At 46.5% G+C, this 25,547-nt stretch carries 22 protein-coding genes and 1 other annotated feature; of the genes, 9 read left to right on the forward strand and 13 right to left on the reverse strand.

Features of this window, described 5'->3' with window-relative positions:
• Nucleotides 1–8: 8 nt before the first annotated feature.
• Nucleotides 9–773 carry an SDR family oxidoreductase gene (locus AXG56_RS08680; protein ID WP_008635379.1) on the reverse strand — a complete coding sequence of 255 codons (765 nt, stop codon included), beginning with the start codon at nt 771–773 and terminating at the stop codon, nt 9–11.
• Between the two features lie 525 nt (nt 774–1,298).
• Between AXG56_RS08680 and AXG56_RS08685 the strand changes: the two genes are divergently transcribed.
• Complete coding sequence (locus tag AXG56_RS08685) at nt 1,299–1,751, forward strand: universal stress protein (RefSeq protein ID WP_008635381.1); 453 nt, start codon at nt 1,299–1,301, stop codon at nt 1,749–1,751.
• A 35-nt stretch (nt 1,752–1,786) separates the two neighbouring features.
• Here AXG56_RS08685 and AXG56_RS08690 read toward each other — a convergent pair whose 3' ends face one another.
• The 4 genes from AXG56_RS08690 to AXG56_RS08705 all read right to left on the reverse strand — a co-directional run bounded on the left by AXG56_RS08690 (nt 1,787) and on the right by AXG56_RS08705 (nt 5,536).
• Nucleotides 1,787–2,299, reverse strand: a complete 513-nt coding sequence (locus tag AXG56_RS08690; RefSeq protein WP_062514026.1) for a molybdenum cofactor biosynthesis protein B — start codon at nt 2,297–2,299, stop codon at nt 1,787–1,789.
• Nucleotides 2,300–2,301: 2 nt separating this feature from the next.
• Complete coding sequence (locus AXG56_RS08695) at nt 2,302–3,129, reverse strand: EcsC family protein (RefSeq protein WP_008635388.1); 828 nt, start codon at nt 3,127–3,129, stop codon at nt 2,302–2,304.
• 104 nt (nt 3,130–3,233) lie between these two features.
• A complete protein-coding gene (locus AXG56_RS08700) occupies nt 3,234–4,421 on the reverse strand; it encodes an acetate kinase (protein WP_026577097.1) in 1,188 nt (395 codons plus the stop codon).
• A 122-nt stretch (nt 4,422–4,543) separates the two neighbouring features.
• Nucleotides 4,544–5,536 carry a class I SAM-dependent methyltransferase gene (locus AXG56_RS08705; RefSeq protein WP_008635392.1) on the reverse strand — a complete coding sequence of 331 codons (993 nt, stop codon included), beginning with the start codon at nt 5,534–5,536 and terminating at the stop codon, nt 4,544–4,546.
• A 246-nt stretch (nt 5,537–5,782) separates the two neighbouring features.
• Between AXG56_RS08705 and AXG56_RS08710 the strand changes: the two genes are divergently transcribed.
• Nucleotides 5,783–6,589: an NAD kinase gene (locus AXG56_RS08710; protein ID WP_008635394.1), complete on the forward strand. Its 807-nt coding sequence runs from the start codon at nt 5,783–5,785 to the stop codon at nt 6,587–6,589.
• 63 nt (nt 6,590–6,652) lie between these two features.
• Here AXG56_RS08710 and AXG56_RS08715 read toward each other — a convergent pair whose 3' ends face one another.
• The 5 genes from AXG56_RS08715 to ezrA all read right to left on the reverse strand — a co-directional run bounded on the left by AXG56_RS08715 (nt 6,653) and on the right by ezrA (nt 12,869).
• The gene (locus AXG56_RS08715) at nt 6,653–8,239 is read right to left on the reverse strand and encodes an amidohydrolase (RefSeq protein ID WP_062514028.1); all 1,587 of its coding nucleotides are present in this window, start codon (nt 8,237–8,239) and stop codon (nt 6,653–6,655) included.
• Between the two features lie 106 nt (nt 8,240–8,345).
• Nucleotides 8,346–9,551, reverse strand: a complete 1,206-nt coding sequence (gene thiI, locus AXG56_RS08720; protein WP_008635398.1) for a tRNA uracil 4-sulfurtransferase ThiI — start codon at nt 9,549–9,551, stop codon at nt 8,346–8,348.
• 6 nt (nt 9,552–9,557) lie between these two features.
• The gene (locus tag AXG56_RS08725) at nt 9,558–10,697 is read right to left on the reverse strand and encodes a cysteine desulfurase family protein (RefSeq protein ID WP_008635399.1); all 1,140 of its coding nucleotides are present in this window, start codon (nt 10,695–10,697) and stop codon (nt 9,558–9,560) included.
• 126 nt (nt 10,698–10,823) lie between these two features.
• Complete coding sequence (locus AXG56_RS08730; RefSeq protein ID WP_062514030.1) at nt 10,824–11,165, reverse strand: hypothetical protein; 342 nt, start codon at nt 11,163–11,165, stop codon at nt 10,824–10,826.
• 12 nt (nt 11,166–11,177) lie between these two features.
• Complete coding sequence (gene ezrA / locus AXG56_RS08735) at nt 11,178–12,869, reverse strand: septation ring formation regulator EzrA (RefSeq protein WP_008635401.1); 1,692 nt, start codon at nt 12,867–12,869, stop codon at nt 11,178–11,180.
• A gap of 158 nt (nt 12,870–13,027) precedes the next feature.
• Between ezrA and hisJ the strand changes: the two genes are divergently transcribed.
• Nucleotides 13,028–13,831, forward strand: a complete 804-nt coding sequence (gene hisJ / locus AXG56_RS08740) for a histidinol-phosphatase HisJ (RefSeq protein ID WP_062514032.1) — start codon at nt 13,028–13,030, stop codon at nt 13,829–13,831.
• Here hisJ and refZ read toward each other — a convergent pair.
• The gene (gene refZ / locus AXG56_RS08745) at nt 13,821–14,420 is read right to left on the reverse strand and encodes a forespore capture DNA-binding protein RefZ (RefSeq protein ID WP_026577094.1); all 600 of its coding nucleotides are present in this window, start codon (nt 14,418–14,420) and stop codon (nt 13,821–13,823) included. The genes hisJ and refZ overlap by 11 nt on opposite strands.
• 123 nt (nt 14,421–14,543) lie before the next feature.
• Between refZ and AXG56_RS08750 the strand changes: the two genes are divergently transcribed.
• Nucleotides 14,544–15,023, forward strand: coding sequence for a GAF domain-containing protein (locus AXG56_RS08750; RefSeq protein WP_008635418.1), 480 nt, complete (start codon nt 14,544–14,546; stop codon nt 15,021–15,023).
• 44 nt (nt 15,024–15,067) lie between these two features.
• Here the strand turns inward: AXG56_RS08750 and AXG56_RS08755 are convergent, their stop codons facing one another.
• Nucleotides 15,068–16,948 carry a sensor domain-containing diguanylate cyclase gene (locus AXG56_RS08755; RefSeq protein ID WP_026577093.1) on the reverse strand — a complete coding sequence of 627 codons (1,881 nt, stop codon included), beginning with the start codon at nt 16,946–16,948 and terminating at the stop codon, nt 15,068–15,070.
• 366 nt (nt 16,949–17,314) lie between these two features.
• Here AXG56_RS08755 and rpsD point away from each other — a divergent pair, with 366 nt between their 5' ends.
• Nucleotides 17,315–17,917 (forward strand): 30S ribosomal protein S4, encoded by a 603-nt coding sequence (rpsD, locus tag AXG56_RS08760; RefSeq protein WP_008635420.1) that lies wholly within the window; start codon nt 17,315–17,317, stop codon nt 17,915–17,917.
• Nucleotides 17,918–18,037: 120 nt separating this feature from the next.
• On the opposite strand, the gene tyrS is transcribed toward rpsD, so the two are convergent.
• Nucleotides 18,038–19,309 (reverse strand): tyrosine--tRNA ligase, encoded by a 1,272-nt coding sequence (gene tyrS, locus AXG56_RS08765; RefSeq protein WP_008635421.1) that lies wholly within the window; start codon nt 19,307–19,309, stop codon nt 18,038–18,040.
• Nucleotides 19,310–19,384: 75 nt separating this feature from the next.
• Nucleotides 19,385–19,594, reverse strand: a binding site (T-box leader).
• Nucleotides 19,595–19,718: 124 nt separating this feature from the next.
• Between tyrS and AXG56_RS08770 the strand changes: the two genes are divergently transcribed.
• From AXG56_RS08770 to AXG56_RS08785, 4 genes are all read left to right on the forward strand, one after another.
• The gene (locus tag AXG56_RS08770; protein WP_062514034.1) at nt 19,719–22,712 is read left to right on the forward strand and encodes a transglycosylase domain-containing protein; all 2,994 of its coding nucleotides are present in this window, start codon (nt 19,719–19,721) and stop codon (nt 22,710–22,712) included.
• A 129-nt stretch (nt 22,713–22,841) separates the two neighbouring features.
• Nucleotides 22,842–23,489, forward strand: a complete 648-nt coding sequence (locus AXG56_RS08775) for a GNAT family N-acetyltransferase (protein ID WP_008635429.1) — start codon at nt 22,842–22,844, stop codon at nt 23,487–23,489.
• Nucleotides 23,490–23,493: 4 nt separating this feature from the next.
• Nucleotides 23,494–24,141 carry an acetoin utilization AcuB family protein gene (locus tag AXG56_RS08780; RefSeq protein ID WP_008635431.1) on the forward strand — a complete coding sequence of 216 codons (648 nt, stop codon included), beginning with the start codon at nt 23,494–23,496 and terminating at the stop codon, nt 24,139–24,141.
• The gene (locus tag AXG56_RS08785; RefSeq protein WP_062514038.1) at nt 24,138–25,310 is read left to right on the forward strand and encodes an acetoin utilization protein AcuC; all 1,173 of its coding nucleotides are present in this window, start codon (nt 24,138–24,140) and stop codon (nt 25,308–25,310) included. Before AXG56_RS08780 ends, AXG56_RS08785 begins: the two co-directional genes overlap by 4 nt.
• The last annotated feature ends 237 nt before the right edge of the window (nt 25,311–25,547 follow it).

Raw genomic sequence — 25,547 nt, forward strand, 5'->3', positions numbered from 1 at the left:
CCCCTTTCTTACCGATGTCGGTGAATGACATCTAAACCACCAGTCACTTCGTAAATGGATCCTGTAATCATATCTGAATCTTCCCTGCAGAGAAAATCAATGGTTCTGGCTATATCTTCTCCTGTACCCGGTCTGCCGATCGGTGTTTCTTCGTCCGAAACTTTCCTGCTTTCTTTTATAGAAGCTTCCTTCCATTCTCCCACAATGTTACCGGGACAAATCATATTGGATGTGATGCCGTATTCCGCTTCTTCAAAGGCGATGGTCTTTGTTAAAGAAACAAGTCCGACTTTTGCTGCAGCAAATGCAGAACGATAAATCCACCCAGATGCTGCATTCGCACCTTGAAAACCATAATTTATAATTCGACCGAATCCTTGATTCCTCATGTGCGGAACCGCTTCTTTCATCAAATAGAAGACAGCATCAAGATTCCCTCTGATCATAGCATCCCACTCTGCCTCTGAATAATCCATCAATTTCTTTCGCTCAAAAATATATGGACCTGCATTATTGATTAGAAAATCGATTCTTCCGAATTGACTAAACGCTTCCTGAATAACAGACTTTACATCTTCTTTATGCGTAACATCAGCACGAATCAGTTGTATTCTCTCTTCCCATTCTTTAAAGTCATTCCGTAACGATTCGGCTTTTTCTGTGTCATTTAAATAAGTGACTGTCACACTATGACCGTTCTCCAGCATCTTTTCTGTGACTTTCCGCCCTAACCCTTTCGTTCCTGCTGTAATGACTGCATGTCTCCTAACCATATTCCTTCCTCCTCTTCCGTCAAAACGTTCTATGTAAGCCATTTATATGACTTCGACTCAGGGGATGAGTAAAATGTTTGTGAACCCTGATCGCACTGCTTACAGAGTTCTTTCCAGCAGGGGATATCTTTTGCGGGGCACCTTACCTTTAACAGGTGCTTACCTTTTACTTTACTATAAATACCCCCATCCCATCATTGTTAATGCTTCCGAGCAGGTTGAAATTTCTCTTTCCTACTCTGTACCCTTTTGCTGACAGAGATAAATCCCCCGCAACTAAAGTGCGGGGGATTGTTTCTGTTTATTTACCTTTTCTACCCGATTGATACGTTTCATTAAGTGGCGCCGTCTCTTCCTGCTGTCTTTCATTCTCGCGTTCCAATGGATTGATCGGTTTTTTCTTCACCTTTATCACCTCGGTAAATAATGTTCGCAAAATTCACATTTTTATACATGGAAGAATGGTCTAGAGAAGCTTCCTGCGTGATATAATGAAAATAATTACAAGGAAGGGGGCATCAAGGCATGACGTTTGAATATAAAGATATTGTGGTTGCAGTGGATGGATCGGAAACGGCAGAGGTGGCATTCAAAAAAGCGATCGACATCGCAAATAGGAATGATGCAAATCTCGTTTTGTCCCATGTTGTAGATACAAGGGCTTTTGCGACTGTGGAGGCCTATGACAGATCATTGGCGATCCGAGCAGAAAAGTATGCTTCCGAGCTTTTGGAAGAATATCGGGAAAAAGCATTGAAATCCGGTGTAACCAATGTAGTCGTCCATATTGAATACGGATCACCAAAGGTGAAGATTGCCAAAGATGTCGCTCCCAAATTTCATGCGGACTTAATTATATGCGGCGCTACAGGATTGAATGCCATGGAAAGGTTTTTCATCGGTAGTGTTTCCGAACATATTACTCGGTATGCAAAATGTGACGTACTGGTGGTACGGGCAGATGAAGATAAAAAATAGACAAAAGAGACCGGTAGTAGACCGGTCTCTTTTCCTTATGTATCTTTCTTCAACTCATTTACCACGTGATTTAACTCAGGAAGAATCAGGCGTTCCATTGCAAGCTTCACAGCACCTGTCGAACCAGGCATCGCAAAGACCGCTGTTCGCTTGATAACTCCCGCCGTTGCACGGGACAAGATGGCGGCGGAACCGATATCATCCGTAAAGCTGAGCATCCGGAATATCTCTCCGAATCCCGGCATCCCCTTATCAAGCAATCCATCCACGACCTCCACCGTCACATCGCGCCCGGCAATTCCGGTCCCCCCGTTCAAAAGAATGACATCGACGGAAGCCTCTTCCACGCCTTTATGAATCCAGGAAGCGATCGCTCCTTTTTCATCCTTCACGATTCCATAGTCAGAAGTAACATGTCCTGCCTCTTCCAGTCCTTTCATGATCAACTTCCCACTTTTATCCGTTCGCTCATCTCTCGTATCACTTACGGTGAGCACAAGGCAACGGATAGATTCTTCCGTTTTTCTCCTATGGTCATGTACCGCCATCTTCAATCCTCCTCCTTCTCCAGAATAAATCTGTATTGATAGAACTTCATCGCAAACTCCGTCACCTGCTTCGTCAAGTGAAAATTGGAATATGCGCCGATTGCGATACTGATGAACGGAAGACCCTGGATCAGCTTTTTACGGAACATGAGGATGAACAAGGACTTAAAACATTGTTTTAACGGCTGCTCCAGCCATCCCTCATCCGTCAGGCTGTCATTTCCCTCGTAAATGTAAGGATGTCCCTTGCTTTTTATTTCTTTCACAAGATCGTCCCAGGCGGCCGCCTTCAACCGTTTGGGCAGCGTGGCTGCATGGAAGACCTTAAGGGAGACCATCATTTCATACGGATGATTCATTTCATGACCGAATGTCAATCCAATTAATTGAACCGCCCGAAGGTTCATGAACATCATGAGTGGATAATCCACTCCTAAAAAAAGCCATCCCCCGGTCCCGGTCAACCCACCTTGCGCGAAAGAATAAAAACGGCCTCGTGTCGTTTGCTGTTCAGCGATATACGTCAGCTGGTCAACGGTAAGCCGCTCCTTCATGTCAGAAACGCGTTCAATATTTTCATCGAATACACGCCCCACGGTCAGAATGCGCTCCCTCGCTTCATGCTGATAAGAGGTACCTTGAAGAAAGGCATGCGTGTGAAAGAACCAAGTATCCAGCTGCGTAAAGAACTTCCTGCGCACAACCGGATTCAGCGATAAGAAGCTCTGACGGATCCACTCGTCATAGATACTCTCAAAATCATTAGGTTGATATTGTTCATATTGGGCAAGCCAACTATCCAGTTCAGAAGAAATTCGGTTATAGGACACGACGACACCCCCTGTATTTTCACTACTTTCCATTTATTGTAGACCTAAAGGATAAAAAAAAGCAACGGCTCTTCTAGTCATAGAAGGACCGTTGCGAAAAAACATTATAGACCTTTTTCAACCGTGTCACGTGCAATCATGACTTCCTCGTTCGTAGGAATGACCATGACTTTTACTGGTGAGTGTGGATAGTTAACGAAAGCTTCCGAACGTGTCTGGTTTAAGGATGGATCCCAGTATACGCCCATGAATTCCAGCCCTTTCAGGATACGTTCGCGCATCGTAATACTATTTTCTCCAACACCGGCAGTGAAAATGATTCCGTCTACTCCATGCATACGCGCAGCGTAAGAGCCGATATATTTATGGATACGGGTAACGAATACTTCCAGCGCCATTTCTGCACGCTCGTCTCCTGCATTCGCACGCTTCTCCACATCACGAAGGTCGCTGGATACACCGGAAAGTCCCAGCAGGCCACTTTCCTTGTTCAGGACGTTCATGACTTCATCCGCAGTTTTACCTGTCTTTTCCATAATAAACGGAATCAAGGCAGGGTCGATGTTACCGGAACGCGTTCCCATCGTCACCCCTGCAAGCGGAGTGAAGCCCATAGATGTATCGATGGATTTCCCGCCTTCGATAGCGGCAATACTTGCCCCGTTACCTAAGTGACAGGAAAGCAGGCGAAGTTCCTCAACAGGACGACCGATCATCTCTGCGGCACGCTCGGATACGTATTTGTGAGAAGTTCCATGGAACCCGTACTTACGAATGCCGTAATCTTCATAGTATTCGTAAGGAAGGCTGTAAAGGAACGATTGCTCCGGCATAGACTGGTGGAACGCCGTATCGAATACAGCTACGTGAGGCACGTTTGGAAGTACTTCACGGAACGCCTTAATCCCCGTCAGGTTTGCCGGGTTATGAAGTGGAGCCAAATCAGAAATATCTTCAATTTCCTTAACGATTTCATCTGTGATCAGAATGGACTCGTTAAAACGCTCTCCACCGTGAACAACTCGGTGACCAACACCGTTAATTTCATCCAATGATTTAATGATACCGTTGGCTGTCAATTTATTTAGAAGAATCTTAACTGCTTCTTCGTGGTCAGGAATATTCGTGACCGTTTTATCTTTTTCCCCATTGAATTCAATAGAGAAAATCGCATCATCCAGCCCGATACGTTCAACAAGGCCGACAGTGATGACTTTCTCTTCAGGCATTTCAATCAATTGGAACTTCAATGATGAGCTACCTGCGTTAATAGCAAGAATGTTATTACTCAATGTTGCTCAACCCCTTAAATTTAGGTTCGTAACTTTCTACCATTACTATTTAATCACCCGATCCTGCCAATTTCAAGGCGGTTACGTGATGATAACGTTTACTTCATATATTCATTATTTTCTCACAATTCTCCGGCTTTATAAGCATCAAACCACCCGTTCATCTGAGAGAGGATATCCGCCATGGCGTTCGGATTCTTGAAGGAAGGCAGCTTCGCAAGCAATGCCTGCTTCGGTGCTTTGGTTTCTTTCCCTTTCTTCTGAAGAATAAGGATGCTCTTTCCGTGTTTTTCGTCTTTGAATAAGGAATCAGACAGTTGCAGCATCCCGACGATATGGGCATGTTCACGCAGATAGGCGTTCAGGGATTTGGACTGATCGCTGTCAAACAGGAAGTTTGGAACGATGAACATGAGATAGCCGCCGTCTTTTGTATAGCTCATTCCCTGCTCGATAAATAGGTGATGGGCATAGGAATGGCCCTCCTCCGCTTGGAGTTCGAACCTTTCTGCGTTAACATCATCCGGATAATATCCGACAGGCAGATCTGCTAACACAAGATCGACCGGTTCCATTAAGAAAGGTTTGAGACTGTCCTGGTGGAAAAACTCAATTTCATTCTCCTGAAGGTTGGCATTAGCGACAGCCAGTTGGACCAATGTAGGATCCACTTCACTGGCATAAGCCGTCAAAGGCATACCGAGCTGATTCATGACGGATGTAAGAAGGTTCCCGCTCCCTGCGGCCGGGTCAAACAGCTTTAATGCTTCTTCCCCATCAAATAACTTTGTAGCAAGGTACCCGAGGAACATTGCTACAGAGTCAGGGGTAATTAAATGCTGCTGCTGGGTAGCACCTTTCATCCCTTTCAAAATGGCTAGTTGGACCGCTTTGCGGACTTCCTCTTTTTCAAAATCCTCTTTTTTCACCTTCACCAATTCATTGGTAAGAAAGGTTTGCAGACTGTCCCCCATATCATCGAAGGGTTTGCCATTGAAAAGGACGTCCATTGTTTCCGCAATGGCTTCAAGGTACGTAATGTTCATATCTTCAGAAATGGTCGTAGCCGTATCATCTACCCATTGAAACAGTTTCTCCACTTGTGCTTGCTTCATCATCATTCTCCTTAACTATCAAGAGTTTTCACAGAAAATCGGCGCACCTTCTTTCAACGATCGAGAAAAGTGCGCCTCCCTTCTACCAACGTATCCACTTTCATGGTTGTCTATATCAACCATATCGAAATATGGCCGGCAATTCAACAACGAGAAACTTTACGGATTTGCGCGAAAATTGTGTACGTTTTCAAGAATGAAATGATAAAATATAGGCAAGGTTACTACATAGAAGGAGGAAGTTCCATGACTGATCAAAGAAGAAATCTCTATTTTTATTATCATAAAAAGGAAGAATTAACAGATAAACTGGAGAAACTGTTCCAGTTGGCGAGAGACAACGCCTTTCATATCGTGGAAGATTCCAAAGACGCCAACATCATCATTTCTGTCGGGGGAGACGGCAATTTCCTTCAGGCGGTCAGGAAAACGGGCTTCCGTCAGGATTGTCTTTATGTAGGGATTCGTACGAAGAGCGAAGCTGGTTTGTACTGTGACTTTCACATCGACGATCACGACGAAATGATTGCTTCTATGAAGAACTCGGAAGTAGAAGTAAGAAGGTTTCCTCTCATTGAAACGACCGTCAATGATGAATCGACGTTCCTTTGCCTCAATGAGTGCAGCGTACGTTCCACACTTATTAAATCGATTGTTATTGATGTTCACATCGACGATCTACACTTTGAAACATTTCGAGGAGACGGGCTGATCATCGCTACCCCTACCGGCAGTACAGGATACAATAAATCGACAAAAGGAGCGGTCGTCGATCCGAAACTTCCCTGTTTCCAAATCAGCGAGCTTGCTTCTTTAAACAACAACCGCTACCGCACCTTAGGCTCCTCATTTATCCTCAGCGGGGAAAGAACCTTGCGGCTGGATGTACGCCAGGACGGGAACGATTTTCCGATTATCGGCATGGACAACGAAGCATTCTCGATTCGCAACATCCAAGACATTACCGTAAGTTTAAGCGATAAAGTTGTTAAAACAGTGAAACTGAAAAATAATACCTATTGGGACCGCGTCAAACGCACGTTCCTAGATTGACCAAAGAAAAAAGAACGATCAGAAATCCCTGATCGTTCTTTTCTTATCTGTCGATTTTTTTCGTCACCTTTGATACATGATCTCCCCGTCAACGACCGTCATCATTACGTTCGCGTCCGCCAACTCATGCGGTTTCAATGCGAACAGGTCTCTATCAAGAATGGTGAAATCCGCTACAAAACCCTTCGCAATCATTCCCTGACTATTTTCTTTATGAATGGCCTGGGCACTGCCCTTCGTATATAAAGAGACCGCTTCATATACAGATAGCCTTTCTTCGGTTTGATAAACCTCGTGATCATAAGTCGCGCGGCGATCCACTGCTGCTCGAATCCCAAGCAAGGGGTTGATCTCTTCAATCGGTGCATCCGAGCCGCCGGCACATTTGATTCCTGCATCAATCAAGGTCTTCCAAGCATACGAAGTCTTCATACGCAGGTTTCCAAGACGATCGATCACCCACGGAAAGTCCGAGGAAACGAAAGTCGGTTGTAAATCAAGGACGACATTCAATGACTTCATCTTCTCAATGATTGCAGCATCTAAAATTTGAGCATGGATAATCCGATCTCTTTCTCCTGTCTTCAGCGGGTTACGCGCAATAGCGTCGACTACAGCTTCCACAGCTCCGTCCCCGATAGCGTGAACGGCAACAGGCATGGACCGCTTTCTTGCTTCTGCCACCAATCCATCCAACTCTTGTTCCGAATGGATGGCTACTCCGTAATTTCCGGGATCATCTACGTACTCTTCCTTGAGCCATGCCGTTCTGCCACCGAGAGCACCGTCTGAAAAGATCTTCAACGCACCAAGCTCCACGAAGTCTGTCCCTTTTTTAAAGCCGAGATTCTCTTCATCCACCTGTTCAATGACGCCGTGATGAATAAGCAGGTGAGCGCGGAATTTTGTTTCTTCCCCATCGATAACGTGAAGGAAAGCATCGAACGTTCTACGGAAGCCTCCGTAATAGTTCAAATCTTCACTGTGACCACCAACCAGACCATTCGCATGCATATCACTTACAGCAAGCTGTGTTGCCTTCTTTAAATATTCAGGGCTGACTGCAGGCATAGCTCCTTTAATCAGCTCCTGCGCTTGATCGTGAAAATACCCGGTCGCCTTTCCGTCCTTATCCCGGACGATGACACCCCCCTGAGGATCAGGAGTCTTGTCATCGACGCCGGCCGTATCCATGGCATACGAATTAGCAAGTAACGCATGCCTGCAAACACGCGTTAACATGATCGGGTGATCCGAAGAAACCTCATCCAGCTCGTCTCTATGTATAATTCGTTTGTCTTCCCACTGGTTTTCGTTCCAACCATCACCGATGATCCATTCTCCTGCCGGTACCTGCTCCGAGTGAAGCTTCAACGCTTGCTTCACTTCTTCCGCCGACTTCATAAATGAAAGATCAAGCCGCATTAACCTTTCCCCGTGACCGATAATATGAAGGTGGCTGTCCGTGAATCCAGGATACATCACCGCACCTTTCAAATCGTGCTCTGTCTCAATCTTGTCTTGATACGATCCATAAAGATCCTGCGTATCGCCAGCTGCAACGATAACGCCATTATGACTAATAACGGCTTCCACCCATTCGCCTTCTTGTTCCATCGTATAGATTTTCCCACCATACCAAAGTTCCATCAGATCACTCCTCCTGTTCTATTACTATCTATATCGTCCCGGAAGAAAACGAGAACTCCCCCTTATAATAACCCCCGCTTTACAGAAGCGGGGGAAGGTGCAGAGGTCAAAATAGTTCATCGAATTCTTCCAATTCCTCATGCTTATATTGAGCTGTATCTATGACATAAGACTCGGTGAGGGCTTTCTCAATATCCTCTGTGAAGTCGACATTCGATTCATAATAATTCGCCTTCTGGCGATTCGGTTTCGTCTTTGGTGCTTTCGGTACAAAGACGGTACAACAATCTTCAAATGGACGGATGGAGATATCATACGTGCCTATTTTTCGTGCAATGTCTATGATTTCGAGTTTGTCCATCGCTACGAGCGGACGAATAACAGGATAATTCGTCACCTCATTAATAGCACTCATGCTTTCCATCGTCTGACTCGCGACCTGACCAAGACTCTCTCCTGTCGTGATAGAAAGAATATTATTCTGCTCGGCCACCCTCTCACTGATCCGCATCATCATTCTACGCATGATTGTCATACTGTATCCTTGTGGCATCTCGCGTTGAATTTTCTGTTGGATAGCAGTGAAAGGAATCACATGTATCTTGATGTTTGTCCCGAATTTGGATAGTTCCTGTGCAAGTTCAATCACTTTTTGTTTAGCTCGATCACTGGTATATGGAGGGGAGTGGAAATGAATCGCGTCGATAGCTACTCCACGCTTCATCGTCAGGTACCCGGAAACCGGGCTGTCAATTCCTCCAGACAGCATCAACAAACTTTTCCCTGTCGTTCCTACAGGCAAACCTCCAGCCCCAGGATACACCTGGGCTGTAATATACGCTCCTTCATGGCGGACTTCTACTTTAATATCCACATCCGGGTCTCGCACATCCACGGTGACACCTTCTGTATTTCTTAGAATATGACCACCCAGGAGCGGATTAAGCTCCTGAGAGGGAATCGGAAAGGTCTTATCCGTCCTTTTGGATGAGATCTTGAATGTACTCGCATTTTCTGCATCTTGGAAAGCAAGGAGGACAGCTTCTTTTAACTGTTCTTCATCCTTCTCGACTTTCACGGCGAAACTTAAGCTGTGGATGCCGAACACCTGTTGACAGGCCTGCATCACTTCCTGGGGGTCAGCACCGTTCAATAGAACATACATACGCCCCTGCGTCTTCTCTATTCTAGTCACACGAAAATCTTTCAACTTGCTGATTAAATTCCTTTGGAGCTTCTGTTCAAATGCCCGCTTGTTCTTTCCTTTTAACGCCATCTCTCCGTACCGAATCATAATCCGATCAAAGTTCATGGATGCTCACCTCATCGTTGCTTTTAATTTATCTATCGTAGTAAATAATGCTGTCAAAAACGTTTCCACTTCCTGCAATGTATTCAAATAACTTAAACTTACCCGTAAAGCCGATGTCGTCCGTTCATAATCCATGTTGCACGCTTTTAACACCGCACTAACGTCCGGCTGCTTGGAAGAACAGGCTGACTTAGTGGATATAAATATATCCTGTTCGCCGAGAGCATGGATCACTACTTCCGGCTTGAATCCCGGGATGGAGAAATTAATAATGTGTGGAGCGCCATCCTCCGGGGAATTCACCTTGCAGTCATCCCTTTTGGAGAGCTCATTAACGATCTTCGTTCTCAACAAGGAAAGCCGTTCCGATTTACTGTCCCGGTCTTCCATCAACAATCTTAATGCCTTTACAAAGGATACGATTCCTGGAAGGTTCTCGGTTCCAGCCCGGAATTCCACCTCCTGACTCCCACCATGGAGGAGTGGAAAGAGAGTGACATGACTCCTCACCACAAGGGCACCGGTCCCTTTCAAACCATGGATCTTATGTCCGGAAACCGTACAAAGGTCAATCCCCCATTGCTGTATAGGCATATCTACCTTGCCCAGCCCCTGAACATGATCGACGTGGAAGAACGTTTTCGGACGATCCTTAAGCAAGGCTCCTATTTCTTTTATCGGCTGCACTGTTCCAAGCTCATTGTTCACAGACATAATACTGACTAGAATTGTATCGGACCGCAGGCTCTCTTTCAGTTCCTGCACGTTAACCTTCCCGTCCCGCCCTACATTTATATAAGTAACGTCAAAACCCAAAGATTCCAAGGAACGGAATGCTTCCAATACAGAAGGGTGTTCAACCTTCGAAGTGACCAGGTGTCTTCCACGAGCCTGGTGTTGAAGCGCTATACCTTTGACCGCCATATTGTTGCCTTCCGTGCCGCCTGAAGTGAAAACAACTTCGTTCTCACCTATTCCCAGGAGAGAAGCGGCCTGCTTCCTGGAATGATGGAGCAGACGTTCGGTTTCACTACCAAAACGGTGGACAGAGGACGGATTAGCGTAGTATTGATCTGCTACTTTCCGATAACTATCCAATACATCCGGCAGTGGATGAGTAGTCGCGCTATTGTCTAAATAAATCATGGGAATTGACTCCTTTTTATCAAATTGCAGTCCATAATTGTACCATAATCTCAGGGTAATGAAAACCGCTGCACCGTATCATCCCATCACCACAAAATAAAAGCACCCGCTTCAGCAGGTGCTTCGTCAACTGTTATCTGCAACAGAAACTTGCAGTTCCAATGAGTTCAATACTGTATCGATACTGACCTTACCGTCTTTCTGCATATCTTCTGTCCACTCTTTCGTGAGCATCTGTTTTCCGAGAACGGTGTTGTGCTCGACCGCCTCCTCGCCGGAACTTACATACCGCCGGGCAAGCTCTTGAGAGCTGACCGCTTTATCCTTCATTTGCGGTGCATGCATGCTGTGATTGCTCGCTGTCCTATCATCTGCGCTTTCAGGCATCCAAAGATAAACAGCCAGAACACCGAACCAAACGAGGCACATTCCGACGCCCAGTCCGGCAGCCAACCACTTCTCTTTCATAGGCTCCACATCCTAAACCATCACTTCTTCTTCCGCGTCGATTTTAGCCATTGCCTGAGGATCGACCTCTTTCACTGCTCTCGCAGCCTCGTTCAAAGCTTCTTCGTAATGATACGTTCGGAACTTCTCCTCCGCTTCCAGCAGCTTGGCAGCGAGGAGCGGGTATTTGCTTCTGTAGCGGTTGCCGTATTGAATCACACGTTCAGCCAATGCAGCTTTCTCCATCACCGACTCGGCATCTTCATTTAATCGTTCTGTCATCTGGACTGCCTCCTCCAGCTTCTCAAGAACGAGCGGCATATCCAACGGCTGTTGTTCAAGATTCAGAAAGACCTCATCGATCTTCTCACTTGCAGCCTTCATATCTGCATAAATAGACGTCGGTATTCCAGGTATATTGCTCCGCTTCAAGCGTCGATGTGTCTCCAGGAGCAGATCTTCCATCCTGCCGAGTTTCTGCTTCGCCTCACGTTCATCTTTACGAAGCGTTTGGACCCGTTCATCAAAGGATTCATGCTGCTCTTTCAACTCCTTCAACTGCTCCTGAACCTGCTTCAACTCATCACGAAGTTCAACGAAAGCTGTTTCCCCGTCATCCCTCTTATAATCAATGCTCATCATCTTCTTAGCAAGCTGACTAAAAGCATGCTTCAGCCCGCGATATGTTTCCGTATCTCCATCTTCCAGCTGGTAAGTTGTCTGCATCTCATCCAGCTCACTTTCGGTGGAAACGATGACTCGTTCTAGGTCTTCCAGCTGATTTTTAAGGGGAAGGAACTGCTTCTCTACATGGTGATGTGCTACCGCTTCACTTTCCAAAAGCTGATACATCTCTTGAATTCTTGATTCTATCTCTACAACCGTTTCTTCTACACCTGACTGGTCTGCTTGCTCCATTTTCACTAACTTGTCCGCGAGAAGGCTCTCATAGTCGTGGACTTCCGGGAGAAAATCGAAATGTTCAATTCGATATCCATCGGCTTTCATATCTTCCATTCCACTCTTCAATTCTTTCAACTGCCCCGGAAGTTCCGTCTTTACCTTCTTAAAACGATCCGGGAAGGATTCAACATCTTCCTGAAGTGCGGAAATCTCTTCACGCGCACTTTGCACGAGAGCGTTTGCCTCCAAATAATTCCCTTGTTCCGTTAAACGCTCGAACTCAGCTAATTTTTCTTTAAGAGCATCGACACGCTCTTCAAAGATCCGTACAGCCTTTCCGTACTGGTGCCTGTTTTGAATCAGGATTTTCGTCAGCTCTTTTAATTCCGGTTCAATCGCTTCAATCTCCTGCCTGCTCTGTTTCTCTGAGTCAAGGAGATTTTCCAGTTCCTGCAGCATACCGTCGATATCTTCCTCGACAGAGATCAGCTTCCTCTCCGTCTGCTGAATGGTCGTTTTCACTTTTCTGTACCGATAGCGGTCAGCAGCTTCCTCGGCATCAAAAAGGTCTTCTTCCAAGCTTGGCAGTTCTACGGTGAGGATCCGATCCCAGCGCTCGCGCCACGCTTCGAACTTCTCCTGCGTTTCACCGGAGAGGTTCAAGTTCTTAACCTTGGACAACTCTTCGCTCACTCGACGGTTCATGATTTCCATCTTCCAACTCTCCAGGCGATCTACTTCATCATAGACTCTTTTCCGCCAGATCATCCCTATGATGAAAAATGCCACTAGTAGTAATATAGCCCCTATGACGAACTTCATAAATAGCCTCCTTACCCTGACTGTACAACGGATTAATTACGTTCCGATATATGTTTTTATTGTTTATAATGATACCATGTAAATCAACTTTTTGGCTAAATTATTTCAAAAATATCTACTTATTGACAAAAAATTCTATCACAAAGGAGAAACCACTTATGAAAGATGGACATATTCACTCCCCTTACTGCCCTCACGGTACATCTGACAGCTTAAAAATGTACGTGGAGCAGGCAATCGAACTAGGCTATCAATCCATGACATTCACGGAACACGCCCCTCTCCCCGCTACCTTCCAGGATCCTGTTCCGGAAAAAGACAGCGGTATGAAATTGGAAGATTTAGAGGCCTATTTACATGCGGTTGATGTAGTGAAAAATGAATACAGTGGAGATATACTGGTGCAAAAGGGGCTGGAAATCGATTATATAAAAGGGCATGAGTCAGAAACGACAGCTCTGCTGGATACGTACGGACCTTCTCTTGATGACAGCATATTATCCGTCCACTTCCTCAAAGGCAGTCAAGGTTGGTACTGTATTGATTACAGTCCGGAAATGTTTCAAGAAGCCGTTAAGGACTTCGGAGATCTCCAACAGCTGTATGTGGCATACAACCAGCGTTTGATTGATTCTGTAAGGGCTGATTTAGGGCCATGGAAGCCCGGACGAATCGGTCATATGACGTTGGTGAAAAAGTTTCAGGAGCTGTATCCCGCCCCTGAAGGATGGGAAACTCTGTCTTCCCACGTTCTACATGCTGTTAAAGATTGCGCCATGACGCTTGACTATAACGGTGCCGGGTTGAAAAAGGCCCATTGCAAAGAGACCTATCCGCCGGTGGAGATCGCAAGAAAGGCCTATGCTATGGGAATACCTCTTATATATGGATCTGACGCACACCAAGCCGCTGCTCTCGGCCAGGGACTGTCGGACATTTCAACCCAGCTTCTTACACGTTAGAGATCATCTGGACGGACTTACGTTCTTCCATAAGCTCACTATACACACGGACGAAGTGGTCGATAGAAGCTTCTGTAATGAACGGGTCTTTAAACTCCTGCGGCATCATAAAGGGAGCATTTAATAAACCCTTCCACTGAAGGAGGCAGATTTTTTCCTTAAAAGTGATGTCCATTTGTGAGCTCTTGCTGAATAAAAGCTGGCTGAACAAATGGTTTTCCTTCGCAAGATACGTCACAAGCATCTCCCGTGCAAATACAGTATTCAACGATAATTCTCTGTACAGCAAACAAGATAGTTGATAATGGGATTGCTTATAATGTAGAATTTTTTTCACTAATTCATTCATGTTATTCTCAGCAGCAGAGGGCTGCTCGCTTTCCAGCATTTCCAAGTAAGGTTCGAAATAACTGACGGCGAGAGATTCAAACAGACCTTGTTTACTTTTGAAGTAATAATGGATTAACGAGACATTGACATCGGCCGCCTTGGCTATATCGCGTACAGAGGTGCCATGGAAACCGTTGCTGTAGAAAAGACGGCAAGCGACATCTAAGACTTTGTCACGAGTTACATTCTGTCGGTTCATTGCTTTTCCCCCTCTGGGAATAAATTCTCCACCTTTGTGGTTATTCCTGCCGGTAATCGTGCACCAAATCCCGACAGATCGCTCCTTGATTTTGTCGAATCTATTGAATATGGAGGTAATATTGTGTTTCAAACATCTATGTACACTGGAACGAAGCAGGAAAATTATGATCTATTAAACAAACAATTAAAAGCATTAATTGAGGATGAATCCGACGCAATTGCCAACTTAGCCAATGCTTCTTCTCTTCTCAACCAATTCCTTGAGGATGTGAACTGGGTTGGATTTTACCTGTGGAAAGAGGACCAACTTGTATTAGGGCCGTTCCAAGGCCTTCCTGCCTGTGTCAGAATTCCGGCGGCCAAAGGGGTCTGCGGGACTGCTGTATCCGAAGGCAAAGTGCAGCGAATCGCTGACGTCCATGCTTTCCCTGGTCATATCGCTTGTGATGCCGCCTCCCGTTCTGAGATCGTTGTTCCTATTTACAAAGATGGGGAGGTCTATGGGGTCCTTGATATAGACAGCCCGTCTGAAGACAGATTTGATGAAGTGGACGAAGAGAAGTTAACAAACTTTGTTGAAACACTTCAACAGTTCCTTTAATGAATAAGAAGAAAAGCCGCCGTAACAGGCGGCTTTTCTTTGTATCATGGTTGGATATGCTGATGAATGATCACGTTTTTCCCCATTTCCTTCCCCTTATACAAAGCAGCATCGGCTACTTGGACTAACTGCTTCTGCCCAGGAGCTTGACCGCTTTTCTTCCACGAAGCAATTCCGCACGAAACCGTCACGGATGGACGCGTATGCTCTTCCACTTCCACTCTGATCGTTTCTGCATAATCATAGGCTTCCTGAGCAGTCAAATCCGGAACATACAAAGCCAACTCTTCTCCGCCCCATCTGGCAGCCACACCGACGTCAGCTGTGCAGCGCTTAATGATTCTCGCCACTTGACAGATCACCTCATCCCCGATCTGATGGCCGTAGGTATCGTTAACCGCTTTAAAATCGTCAATGTCAAATAAAAGGAAGTGTCCGCTGTCATCCTTCTCTATATGTGCTGCTACTTTTTGGTCCAAGTGGATTCTTGAACTTAATTTCGTTAAATAATCCGTAACGACCGTCTGCTCCAGTTCTTCCCGAAGAATAGAATTCGCAAAAGCTAGTGTGGAATGATGGACAAGCGATTTCAACAGTTTGAACGACTCGAAAGAAAATATACATGGTTCCCTGTGCATGACGACGGCGAGCCCGCTGATGTGATCGTGGTCTGTCATCGGAACAGCCATTACTGATCGGAAATCTGAGGAAATGGGGGTGTTCATCGTTGTTACATCACTGATGAATAAAGGACCACTCTCTTCCACCATGACACGTTCGACTTCCTCAAGGAAATCCTGCGGGTCATTCATGGTAAAATAGCTGGAACTGCCCTCAAGCACCTGATAGCCTCCCCCTTCAAGGAAAGTAGCAAATCCCACTTCATCCGCCTGGAAAGAGGATTCAATTTCTTCTGATATATAAGAGATTTTCTCATTCAATCGGATATTGGAATTCAATTTTTTGGAGGTGGCGTTGATTAATTTCAAGTCATTATTCAGCTTACGTGACTGTTGATAAAGCTTCGCATTCTCCAGAGCGTTCCCTGCCGTATTTGCAATCAATAAAAAGAATTCAATGTCTTTCTTTGGAAAATACAGATAGTCAGGAGCTGCTACCTGCAGCACTCCATACACCCCCTGCTTGCCCTTCAGGGGAGCATAAAGAAAAGAACGTCCCTCCTGCAGCCGGTCTTCTATTTGAAGTTCGCCTGTCAGATACGCCTGCGTGCTTGCCTCTGAACCGGCTTCCTTATCGTAACGCAGTTCCTGTACGGGAAGGTCGGACTTGGTCGTATAATCCTGGGAAAGCAGCAGGTTATAAGAGAATTCCGGATATACTTTTCGCAGGGTAGCGACAATCTCACTGAGAACTCCGTCCGTATCAATGGAAGAATGAAAATGGGAGGTTACTTTATACAGCAGTTCGTATTTACAACGTTCTTCATAAACCTCATAGTAATCCTCGACCTGCTTCAGGCATTTCAGTACCTCTCCGGACAACCGCTCTTCCCGTTTCCGTTCCGGCATTCCAGCCCCCCGCACTCCGATTACGATAAAACCATGGAGGTGATCTTCTGTTTGCAAAGGAATGATGGAGAAGGAAAACTCCGGTTCGGATACAACCCATTCCGCAAGAAATTCCCTGGATTTCATTTGCCCGTCCTCATCTTCCACCTCTTCCTTGGAAAAATCCGTTCGTATCGCAAGCGGCTCTGCATTCGGTTCTACATGAAGGCGATAACGGCCTTTCCAGTCATCCCAATAATAAATTGCTCCATAATCCGCACGCAAAAATCGTTTCATCTCTCCAGCCATTGCCTGGACAAACCGCTCAAAGGTTTTGGCTTTACCAGCAACGGCCATTTGAAACAACCGGCTCTGCAACGGAATCAATTGATCATCCAACTGTGAATCAATTATCATTTAAGTTCACCTTACTTCCTCCGAATGTATTAGTTATATTTTACCACTACTTTTATCACAATAAATAGTTTGAGTGCGCAAATTTCAAATGTTTTCCTATCCTCGCATAAATCTCTCCTCATACGGTCCGTAATTCAGCGATATCCTCTTGACTTCCTGTCGAAATAAAATTATAATGGTCGTTGTGTAAAATAAATGGCAGCCTATGTGAACCGTCATTGTTATCATTTTGTTCCTCTACTACGAGGTGCATCGCGTAACTCTCTGCTGCTGGGGCGAAGGTGCATGAAAACATAATGAGCAGTGGAACGAGGGACACACTGTTTTTATTTTATGCAAAATAAAATAAAAAAGGAGGAAATTCCTATGGCACGATATACAGGTCCAACCTGGAAAAAATCACGTCGCTATGGCATTTCTTTAAGCGGAACTGGTAAGGAGCTAGAAAAGCGCCCTTACGCTCCTGGACAACACGGTCCAAACCAACGTAGAAAAATATCTGAATACGGTCTTCAACTTCAAGAGAAGCAGAAGCTTCGTTTCATGTACGGCTTGACTGAGCGTCAATTCCGCCGCATGTTCGAAGAGGCTGGTAACATGAAAGGGATCCACGGTGAAAACTTCATGATCCTTCTTGAATCCCGTTTAGATAACCTTGTGTACCGTCTCGGTCTTGCTCGTACACGCAACCAAGCGCGTCAGCTTGTAACTCACGGTCACGTTGTTGTTGATGGTGGTCGCGTTGATATCCCATCTTACCGCGTAGCTCCTGGTCAAGTGATCACACTTCGCGAAAAATCTCAAAAGCTTAACGTTGTCGAAGAGGCTATCGAAGTGAACAACTTCGTACCAGAATATCTTACTTTCGACGCGGACAAGCGTGAAGGAACTTACACTCGCTTCCCTGAGCGTTCTGAGCTTCCTTCTGAAATCAACGAAGCACTTATCGTTGAATTCTACTCCCGTTAATAGATTAACGGATACCAAAAAGAGCAGCACCGGATTTCCGGCGCTGCTCTTTTTTATACCCTAAACTCCCCGCCTTTTAGTGAAAAAAACTCCCGACCTGACGGCCGGGAGTTTCATCATTTATCCTTCGAAACGGATTAAGAAATATTTCTTCTTCCCGCGGCGGATAATCGTAAATTTGTCTTCGATACGATCCGCTTCCCCGATCGCATGCTTCAAATCCTGGTTACGCTCTCCATTAATATAAATCGCACCGTTACCGATATCTTCACGTGCCTGACGCTTGGAAGAAGCGATGCCCGCATCCACAAGCAAATCAAGAAGCTGCGGATCTTTAACCTCAGAAGTGTAGGCAGGTACATCCTTGAATCCCTGCTCGATTTCTGTACCAGTCAACGCTTTGATATCTCCGCTGAACAAAGCTTCGGTAATACGCTCTGCCTGCTTCAATGCCTCTTCGTCATGAACGAGCTTCGTCACTTCTTCTGCTAGGCGGCGCTGAGCCGTGCGCTTCTCCGGGTGCTCCTGCACTTCTTTCTCCAGTTCTGCAATTTCATCCATAGACAGGAAAGTGAAAGATTTCAAGAAACGGATTACATCGCGATCATCACTGTTGATCCAGAACTGGTAAAACTCGTAAGGGCTCGTTTTCTTCGGATCCAGCCAAACAGCTCCACCAGCCGTCTTCCCGAACTTCGTCCCGTCCGCCTTTGTCATCAACGGAATCGTCAATCCGTAAGCTTCTATCTCCTTCTCTCCGGCAGCTGTACGACGGAGCAGTTCCAGTCCTGCAGTAATGTTGCCCCACTGATCGCTGCCTCCGACCTGTAATGTGACATTCTCTTTCTCATGAAGCACTTTAAAGTCAAGAGATTGCAGTATCATGTAGGTGAACTCCGTGAAACTGATGCCGTTTTCGATTCTGGACTCTACGGAATCTTTGGCAAGCATGTAGTTGATTCCGAAATGCTTCCCTGTGTCACGAAGGAAATCAATAATGGAAATTTGAGCAAGCCATTCATGATTGTTGCGAGCAACAGCTGCGTTCTCCCCTTCATCAAAGTTAAGAATCTTCGCAAGCTGATTTTTGATAGATTCGCTGTAACCGAGAACGACTTCCTCACTGTTCAATTGACGCTCTGTCGAACGACCGCTCGGGTCTCCGATCATACCTGTCCCCCCACCGACAAGAGCGATTGGGCGGTGTCCCGCCTGCTGGAATCGCTTCAGCGTCAAGATCGGAAGCAGGTGACCGATATGAAGGGAATCAGCTGTCGGGTCAAACCCGGTGTACAACGTCACCTGTTTCTCTTCCAAATGCTTTTTCAAACCTTCTTCATCCGTAATCTGATTGATCAGTCCACGGTTTTGTAAATCCTGTAACAAATCCATAGTGTTTCCTCCATTCTCCTACTGTGGCTGCGTGGGGCGCTTACGTCGGAAAACACAAAAAAGACCTCTCCCCAAAAAAGGGACGAGGTCTTATCGCGGTACCACCCTTGTTGCACAACAACAGCTGTGCCACTTGTATCCATAACGGCTGTTCACCGTCTCCTGATTCACACCAGGAGATGCTCCGGATCGTAATTCAACAAACAAGTATACACTGACTTTCACCGACCGTCAGCTCTCTGCAGCAGGGACTTGCTGTTTACTTCAATCGTTCCACGCGCTTCTATTCAACTATGTTCTCTATTTTTATCATATCGTCATGAAAAATGCAACTGCACCTTCGAGCGAATGATGTCCTAAGATGACGGGGTGTGTTATAATATGGGTGGATTTTTTAGGAGGTATTATTATGTCTGATAACCCAAAGAAAGGTCGAAATAGAAAGAGTTTCCGTACCCTGTGGGAAGAAGGAGCCATCCAGAAGAAGACCAGGATCACTTATGATGTCGTTTGGAACGTCATCCTGTTCTTCATCATCATCGGTGTCGTAGGCTTATTCTTCGCAGGAGGCGTCGGTGCCGGATATTTCGCTTCTCTCGTCAAAGACGAGCCGTTGAGAAGCAAGGCCGACATGACGGATACGATTTATAACTATGCCGAAACCTCGACGATGTTTTTCAACGATGAGTCGGAAATCGGTGATGTCAGCTCCGATTTGTATAGAGAAGAAGTCTCCCTCGATCAAGTCAGCGATCATTTGAAGAACGCGATCATTGCAACAGAGGACGAAAACTTCAACCTACATAAAGGAGTTGTCCCAAAATCTGTCATGCGCGCGATCGTCCAGGAAGTGACTAATTCCTCTGTCAAAACCGGTGGAAGTACATTGACCCAGCAGCTTGTGAAAAACCAGATCCTGACAAACGAAGTTTCCTTCGAGCGGAAAGCAAAGGAAATGGTACTCGCTCTGCGCCTGGAGAAATTTATGAATAAGGACGACATCCTGGAGGCCTATCTGAACATTGTCCCGTTCGGAAGAAATGCAAACGGGCAGAACATCGCAGGCATCCAGACAGCCGCTCAAGGTATATTCGGCATTAATGCGGATGAACTGTCGCTCGCCCAGTCCGCTTATATTGCCGGGATGCCGCAATCCCCTTTCGCGTATACACCGTTTTATAATGATGGATCGATTAAAGAAGAAGAGCTGCTTCAACCCGGCATCAACCGGATGCATGAAGTGCTCGAGCGGATGCTTGACGGTGGATATATCACCAAAGAGGAATACGACAAGGCGATGGCTTTCGAAATAAGTGGGGAGACATTGGCCGAACCTAAGACAACAGCCAACAGCGCCTACCCTGCCATCAACCAGGAAATTCAGAAACGGGCAAAAGAGAAAATTAAAGCTTATCTGTTGAAACAGAACGGCCATACAGAGAAAGATTTGAAGGAAGACGAAGCACTTGCCCAGGAATATGAAGAGCTTGCGGAACGCGAGCTGAGCTCGGGCGGGTACAAGATTCATACGACGATTGACAAAGAAGTCTATGAATCTATGCAAAAAGTACGGGATGCATACACAAAATCCAATTGGCCATGGGGAAAAAAGACGGTCTATAACGAAAAAGGAGAGCCGTACAAGATAGACAGCCCTTTACAGCTCGGAAGCATCATCATCGAAAATTCAACCGGGAAGATTTACGGCTTCATCGGCGGCTATGATTTCGATGAGAACCCTTATAATCACGCCACCCAGGCACGGAGATCGAACGGTAGTACGATGAAACCTCTTCTTGTTTATGGTCCAAGTTTCGACACGGGAGCCGCCCAGCCCGGCTCCGTCATTGCCGATGTACCATACACCTATAGAGATCAGCCGGGTAAAGAGGTACGGAACTTCTCCCGTGGGCATAAAGGCTTTGTTTCAGCAAGGTATGCACTTGCCCAGTCTTATAACGTACCAGCTGTCAAGCAATACAACGAAATAAGAAATATAAACCCGGTGAAGAATTACTTAGATAAAATGGGTATGAAAGAGCACTTGGCTGAAGGAGACTACAGCAACGAGTCCATGGCCCTTGGTGGACTTACACATGGCATCACCGTCGAAGACAACGTCAACGCCTACGCCACGTTCGGAAACATGGGTAAATTCGTAGATGCCTATATGATCGAAAAAATCGAGAAAAAAGACGGCGACGTCATTTATCAGCATAAGAAGCAGGAAACCGACGTCTTCAGCCCGCAGGCCGCTTACCTGACGATCGACGTCATGCGCGATGTCCTCGACTACGGTACCGGATCACGCGTCAAAGGATTGATACAGAACCGTGGCGTTGACTGGGCCGGTAAAACGGGTACTTCCCAGGCGACAAAAGACTCGTGGTTTGTCGCGACCAATCCGAACGTAACCGTGGGCATGTGGACAGGATTTGCTGAAGGCAATATGCAGGGGATGAATTACAACCAGCGGACGCAAGGATTATGGGCCGACGTCGTCAACGCCGCTTCGGAAGTCGATCCGGAGCTGATGATTCCGAAAGATAACTTCCAAAGCCCGGGCGGACTTGTAACGAGATCCTATTGCGCAACATCTGGGCTTCTCACCTCTGATCTTTGTTCTTCCGTCGGACTCGCTGCCTCTGATCTTTATGATGCAGACTACGCACCGACGAAAACAGACGACAGCCTCGTGAGCGGCAATTTCGTCCGCGTGAAAGGCAATTTGGTTCAAGCTGGACCGAATACTCCAAAAGAGTTCATTCTTGACGGCGGCGGAGTCACACTCAGCCCGGAATTTTTGAAGGAGAATGGATACACAAGCCCTGCCGTATTACGGGCATTGATTCCGAATAACGCCAAATGGAACAAAGTCGGGCTTCCGTCTTCCGATGCCATCGGTTCGACGAAATCCTCGATTGATAACGACGGGAAGGCGCCAAGTGCGCCCGGGTCCGTTTCCGTAAGTGGATCAACCCTGAACTGGCAGGCTTCCGGAAGCAGCGATGTCGTGGGGTACCGTGTTTACACGGCTGCCTCCCCCGGCGGATCCTTTTCTCTCATCGGAAGCACAGCTTCCACCTCCTATAAATTTTCCGGAGACGGCGTCTACGCCGTGAAGGCAGTGGATTATTTCGGACAAGAGTCCTCCCTATCTTCTCCGGTAACCGTTGGAAACCCCGGCGCGGAACCAGAGCCGGAGCCGAAGCAGGAAACCGAAGAGAGTGAACCGCAGAACGAAGAACCTGCTGAGCAGGAAGAGAATGATTCATCCGAAGAATCACCGGCAGAAGCAGATACGGAGAACACGGAAGAAGCTGCTGCGGACGAAGAAACACAAGAAGAAACAGAAGATGCTCCTCCAGAAGAGAATCAGGAGGAAGAGACACCGGAAGAATAAGGATATGGAACGAAAAGGGAGCTCTCTCCATAGGAGGAGAGCTCCCTTTTTGGTTTCCAATTTAAAAGTTATACTTTTCATGTATAATGAAGACAACAAGATTCTATTAATTTTTCAGGTGGTGACGGAATGAACCATGAAAAAACCTATTATCGTGAAACGATCGATACGGAGGAAGGTCCCGTGATCGTGGAAGGCCCCCTTTCTTCTCTGGACTTGTCGTCCTATACCTTCCACGAACAGCTGACCGCTTTCCGCCCCGCTCAGAAGCAGTTTGAAGCAGTCAAAGAAATCGCAGATTTTGACGAAGGCCGAATCATCATTGCCAGACACAACGACATCATCGTCGGGTATGTTACATACCTTCACCCCGATCCTCTGGAACGCTGGTCGGAAGGTGGCATGGAGGACCTGATAGAACTGGGTGCGATCGAAGTCATCCCCTCCTTTCGAGGTTACAGGGTTGGCTCCAGACTGCTTAAAGTTTCCATGATGGACTCGTATATGGAGAACTACATCATCATCAGTACCGAATATTACTGGCACTGGGATTTAAAAGGAACCGGCCTCAATATTTGGGACTACCGAAAAGTGATGGAAAAGATGATGGCCGCAGGAGGTTTGACCCCCGCCCCGACCGACGATCCCGAGATCATTTCCCACCCGGCCAATTGTTTAATGGTAAAGGTAGGAAGGAACGTTCCCGAAGCTTCTATAGAAGCCTTCGATCGTCTCCGTTTCTTAGCAAGACATCAATACCGCCAGATGAGGAGGTAGCTGTATGTTAGTAGAAGAAATAATGAAAAAAGAGGTTATTACGCTCCCCCCTTCCGAAACGATTGAAAAGGCGATGAAACTGCTCCATCAGCATCATATCCGCCATCTTCCAATCGTGGACGAAGAGAATAAGGTGATCGGCATTGTGTCAGATCGCGATGTCCGCGATGCCAGTCCTTCCATTTTCGACGAAGACAGCAATCCCCAGGAATGGAAGAAGCCGATCCATACAATCATGACATCACCGGTAACGACGGTTCACCCCCTTGATTTCGTCGAAGAGACGGCCTCCATCTTTTATGAGCAGGAGATCGCTTGTGTTCCTGTAACGAGAGATGATAAGCTCGTAGGCATTGTCACAGAAAAAGACATGCTGTATACAATGATTCAACTGACCGGTACGAATGTGCAAAGCTCCCAAATAGAGATTAAAGTCATCAACAAGCCTGGGATCCTGCCGCAGGTGATGGCGGTATTCGGAAAGCGAAAAGTGAACATCAGTTCCGTCCTGATTTATCCGTATAAGCCCGACTCTTCTTATAAAGTAATTGTCGTCCGCATCCAGACGATGAATCCCCTTCCAACCATCGAAGATTTGACGAAAGAAGGCTACGATGTCCTGTGGCCTAAATTACCGGGGATGTCTGTATGAGCTGCCATGCCGGATTTGTGTATTCGGACGATTTCACTACCTACCATTTCCGTGAGGACCATCCCTTCAATCAATTACGGGTGGTTATGACCAAGGATCTGTTGGAGAACATGGATGCATTGAAATCAACGGATATTATCCAACCGCGGATGGCTACAGAAGAAGAGCTGGCGCTCGCGCACAGTAAATCCTATATACAGGCTGTCAAGAAAGCCGGTGAAGGAAGACTCGGAGATGAAGAGGGTTTGGAATACGGCATAGGCACAGAGGACACACCTATTTTCCAGGGAATGCACGACGCCTCCCGCCTGTTGGTTGGAAGTACATTGTCCGCCATCGACGCTGTTATGGAAGGACGGGTCCAGCACGCTTTGAACCTTGGAGGCGGTCTCCATCACGGCTTTGAGCGGAAAGCTTCCGGCTTTTGCATTTATAATGACGGAGCTGTCGGCATTAAGTACCTGCGTCAAAAATACGATTGCAAAGTGCTGTATGTCGATACCGACGCCCACCACGGAGATGGGGTGCAGTGGGCTTTTTACGACGATCCAAATGTGTGTACGTTCTCGATCCATGAAACGGGGCGGTACCTGTTTCCAGGCACAGGGAATGTGAACGAACGCGGACTGAAGGAAGGATACGGTTACTCCTTTAACCTACCCATCGATGCTTTCACAGAAGACGAATCATTCTTAACTAATTATGAATCCGCTTTCAGAGAAATTGTTGATTACTTCCGACCAGACGTCATTGTTACGCAGAATGGGGCAGACGCCCATTTCCTCGACCCTCTTACGCATTTATGTTCAACGATGAAAACCTATGAAACCATTCCAAAGCTGGCCCATGAGCTCGCACATGAATTTTGCGACGGGAAGTGGATTGCCCTTGGCGGAGGAGGCTACGATATTTGGCGTGTTGTTCCACGAGCATGGTCCCAGTTATGGCGGATCATGCAGGAGGGACAGCCCTTTCACGGGGACATCCCGGAAGCGTGGGTTACCCAATGGCAGAAGAAAGCTCCCGTTTCCCTGCCTTACACTTGGCACGATCCTGCCGGCGGATACAAGCCGATTCCGCGCAAACAGGAAATCACCGAAAAAAATGCCAAGCTGCTTGAAAAAATGTTACAGCTCATTCATAACCAGAAAAAATACAATCCATCCTAGAAGGAACAAGAAAGGCCCCTAATTATTAATAGGGGCCTTTCTTCTGGATGCCGGGAAACTTGAGCCCGAAAGAAAATTAATGCGGATAAAACCCCATGGATACATAGGGATAAGCTCTATCTTACATAAGGGATGCAAAACCGTTCCGCTTGCTGAAGATGACTTCTTCAGATGCAAGGGGCGGATGGTCAGTCGGATGCCATTATAAAAACAAAAAGCCACTACAAAAGTAGCGGC

Source organism: Halobacillus sp. KGW1 (assembly GCF_001592845.1).
Taxonomy (GTDB): Bacteria; Bacillota; Bacilli; order Bacillales; family Halobacillaceae; genus Halobacillus.